The organism is Roseovarius sp. (assembly GCF_018066915.1).
Classification (GTDB): Bacteria; Pseudomonadota; Alphaproteobacteria; order Rhodobacterales; family Rhodobacteraceae; genus Roseovarius.
Genome location: NZ_JAGPVV010000107.1, coordinates 1 through 3837, shown reverse-complemented (window position 1 = coordinate 3837; position 3837 = coordinate 1). Strand labels below are relative to the sequence as shown.

The 3837-nt window shown below is 55.5% G+C and carries 3 protein-coding genes and 2 pseudogenes; 4 read left to right on the top strand and 1 reads right to left on the bottom strand.

The window, feature by feature from the left end:
* Together KBT70_RS05900 and KBT70_RS05895 are read left to right on the top strand one after the other, a co-directional pair.
* A partial coding sequence (locus tag KBT70_RS05900) for a calcium-binding protein (protein ID WP_296629707.1) occupies positions 1 to 1107 on the top strand: 1107 nt, incomplete at its 5' end.
* A gap of 25 nt (positions 1108 to 1132) precedes the next feature.
* Positions 1133 to 2458, top strand: a complete 1326-nt coding sequence (locus tag KBT70_RS05895) for an HlyD family type I secretion periplasmic adaptor subunit (protein WP_296629705.1) — start codon at positions 1133 to 1135, stop codon at positions 2456 to 2458.
* A 92-nt stretch (positions 2459 to 2550) separates the two neighbouring features.
* Here the strand turns inward: KBT70_RS05895 and KBT70_RS05890 are convergent.
* A pseudogene (locus tag KBT70_RS05890) lies at positions 2551 to 2679 on the bottom strand (ATP-binding protein); the annotation flags it as partial.
* A 545-nt stretch (positions 2680 to 3224) separates the two neighbouring features.
* Between KBT70_RS05890 and KBT70_RS05885 the strand changes: the two are divergent.
* Together KBT70_RS05885 and KBT70_RS05880 are read left to right on the top strand one after the other, a co-directional pair.
* A pseudogene (locus KBT70_RS05885) lies at positions 3225 to 3338 on the top strand (IS3 family transposase); the annotation flags it as partial.
* Between the two features lie 76 nt (positions 3339 to 3414).
* A partial coding sequence (locus tag KBT70_RS05880; protein WP_296629703.1) for a DUF262 domain-containing protein occupies positions 3415 to 3837 on the top strand: 423 nt, incomplete at its 3' end.

The following is a 3837-nucleotide window of genomic DNA, read 5'->3' as shown; positions in this document are numbered from 1 at the left end:
GGTGGTGCAGGTGACGACCGTCTCTATGGCGAGGGCGGCAACGACGTGATCCACGGAGACGCTGGCGATGACGCCCTCAACGGCGGTGACGGCGCGGACCAGATCTTTGGCGGCAGCGGTGATGATACCGTCGTTGCGGGTGCCGGGGATGACGAGGTGCAAGGCGAAGAGGGCGACGATCTCATCCATGGCAATGCTAGCGACGACGCCCTCAACGGCGGTGACGGCGAGGACCAGATCTTTGGCGGCAGCGGTGACGACGCCTTGTCTGGGGGGGCCGGCGCTGATCTACTCGCAGGTGACAGTGGCGACGATGTGATCTCCTCAGACGATGGCGACGACATATCCCACGGCGGAGTTGGGAATGACGTGCTGTTCGGGGGATACGGAGACGACCTCCTGGATGGGGGAGATGACGACGACATTGTATTCGGAGACGCTGGTCAGGATAGCCTCTATGGGGGTGACGGTAACGACATCCTCTCGGGAGGCGCAGACGAAGATACTGTCTCGGGCGGGGCGGGTGATGACATTGTAGTCGCAGACGACGATGGCGCATCCGATACATATTCCGGCGATACGGGCCACGATCAACTTAACTATTCGGGTGCGACAGACAGTGTTGACCTCGATCTGATCATGGGTGTGGCCTCTGGCGAGAGCATCGGTGACGACAGTTTTGGCGGGTTCGAGGATTATGTTGGAACCACCGGCGACGACCATTTTCGCGCAGGGTCTGGACAGGCTTCCCTGACCGGCAACGGCGGTTCAGATCTCTACAATTTTGTACAGGGCGACACAGTTGATATCATCCGGTCATTTTATCAGATCAATGATTTCGATAGCGATGACCGGATCTGGATCGGCTCGGGGGCGGGTCATAGAGAAATCCGCAAAGCGCAGAAATCCCTCGAGGAGCGTATCGAAGATGACTTGGATGATTACGCCGACGCGCTCGACGTGGATGAACCCCGGCTGACCTATCACCACGATTGGAGCGACGATTATCGCCGAACCGTCATTGAGGTCGATTTCAACCGTGACAGGGTCATTGACCTAGAGTTGCGGATCGAAGGTGACCACATTCTCGTGATTGAACACGCCTGACGCGCTGAACAGAAGGATTATTGGAATGGCTAGATCTGGTTCTGTGTCAAACACGCCTCAAAAGGCAGCGGCCTTCGACCGGCTCCGTGGACGCATTATACTTGGCATCCTCATGATGTTTGGGCTGCTAGGAGGCATGGGTGCTTGGGCGTTCAATGCGAATTTGACAGGCGCAGTAATCGCAATGGGGACAGTCAAGGTCGATCAGAACCTCAAGCAGGTTCAGCACCGAGACGGTGGGATTGTTGAAAAGATTTCCGTGCGCGAAGGTGACGAAGTCGAGGCCGGTCAGATTATGTTTCGTCTTGATGACGCGCAATCGCGGGCAGAGCTCTCAATCCTTTCCGCGCAACTCGACGAGGCCGAGGTCCGGCGCGCGCGACTCGTTGCAGACCGTGAAGGTGCCGTCGAGATCAGATTTCCCAAGCGTCTTTCTATGTCTGATCCACAGCAAAACGAGTTGATGTCAGGTGAACTGCGCCTCCACGCTGGCAATATTGCGAACCGCGAGAATCAGCGCGAACAACTCAAACTCGGTATCGCTCAGGTAGACGAGGAAATTGTGGCGCTGGTATCGCAGCGCTCGGCGTTGACAGATGAATTGGCCCTTGTGGAAGAAAGCCACTCGCGCGTTGTAAGCCTGTTCGAGAAGGGCTTGATCCAAATGCCTCGCGTGGATGAAGCAAAGCGCGAACTGGTTCAGATGCGTGGCAAACTTGGCGAACTTGACGCCAATATTGCGCGGTCCCGTTCGCGGATCAGCGAGATCGAGATGCGGATTCTTTCCGTGGACGAGGTTGCAAGAAATGAGGCCCAACGCGAGCTAACGGTCGTAGAGGCGCGCATTCAGGAACTGTCAGACCGGTTGACCGCGGTGCAGGATAGGCTTTCGCGTACTGAAATACGCGCACCAATTTCCGGGCGGATTAACGAACTGTCAGTGTTCACCGAAGGCGGGGTCATCACCCCAGCCGAGATATTGGCGACAATTGTCCCGGCGTCGGCCGAGTTGCGGATAGAGGTTCAACTTCCGACCACAGCCATCGACCAAGTGTATCTTGATCAGACGGCTCGTGTCCGGTTTTCGTCCTTCAACCACCGCACAACGCCCGAAATCCTCGGCACAGTGTCGCACATTTCACCAGCAACGACAATTTCGGCATCCACCGGTGAGCCGTTCTATATCGGCTATGTCGATATATCGCCCGAAGAGTTTGCAAGGCTGAATGGTCTCGCCTTGATGCCGGGGATGCCAACCGAAGTCTATCTCTCCACCCAAGAACAAACTGCGGCGGCCTATTTCGCGCGACCTCTGATGGATCAATTCGAGAAAGCCTTTCGAGAAGAATGAGCGCCTCGTCTGTTGGATGTCACTGAGATTTGACCCGCCCGGTCTTTATGTTTGCCAATTCATGATGGCATCAATGTTGCTGTCTTCCTCCCTTAACTTTTGGCTCTCTCAGAGGTCGCGTTTCGGCCATTGCTGTCAGTGCCAGTCTCGAGAATGTGGCAGCGGTGGGTGAGGCGATTGAGTGGCGCGGTGGTCATCTTGGCGTCACCGAAGACGCGGGCCGGGGGGATTACCGTGCTGAAGCGCGATCCGGCCACGGGGCGGCTGTCGGTTCAACTGGAAGGCGCACTTGCGGCGCTGCTCTCGCCGGCTTTGGGCGATAAACGCAGAAAGGACTGAGCGCGGAAACTCAAGCCTTTGATATTGTTGAGGAGTTTGATTTGGTTGCGGGACGGCGCAACCACAGTAACCTACCTGATCTGCGCTGTCACGTGTGAAGTCTGACTAGCCCCAGCGACCCACCAAGAAGGATGAGGGCACAGAGTGCGCAATCCTAGCCCAATCATTGCGCTTAGACCAAGAGAGGCCACAATAACTCGCTCATTTAGGTTCTGCCCAAACTCAGTCGCAGAAAATCTCGAATACGGCGCGTGTTCAATCGTCCTGTCGGCATCAAGCCACTCCTTCATTTCAGGAGGCGCAACTATCCTCAATTTACCGACCAGACCTGCCCCACATCGTGCGAAATTAGTGCCCCGCTTCCCGCGGATTGACTACCCACTATCATGCGAACCACGCACACAAGCGCGACGACATTCTCGAATGCCTCGAGTCGGCACAAGATCACGCGACATAATGGTTATGGACTTATAACAACGACCGCCCCAACGTGGACATTGGCGGCATCACGGCCGCCATGGAACTGAAAATGGCCGCATAAATCTACTGATCCACCCAGAAAAAAATGGTTGGATTACCGTGCTGATCGACAATTTTAAGCTGAAGGAAAGCGTTTGATGTTCGGTATCGAAAAAGAAGACCTCAAAGACTTGCTGGCAAACGCCCACAAAGGCACCCTCCAACTACCTGATTTCCAACGTGACTACGTTTGGACAGATGAAGATGTTCGTAGCCTGATCGCATCGATTGCCAAAGGTTACCCTGTCGGGGCCCTGTTGACTCTACAGACGGGCGGTTCCGTCGATTTCAAGCCTAGAACCCTTGAGGGTGTTCCAACAACGGCCGCTCAGCCGGAGGAACTTCTCCTTGATGGTCAACAGCGCATGACATCGCTTTACCAAGCGGCATATTCGCAAAAGCCGGTTTGGGTCAAAACTAACCGCGACACCAAAGTTGAGCGACTATACTACATTGACATTCGTCTTGCTCTTTCCTCCGGTGCCGATCTGGATGATGCAATCATCTCCGTGCCAGCCGAT

Coding starts and splice junctions, on each gene's coding strand:
- KBT70_RS05895 (WP_296629705.1), top strand. CDS start 1,133: ATGGCTAGATCTGGTTCTGTGTCAAACACGCCTCAAAAGGCAGCGGCC.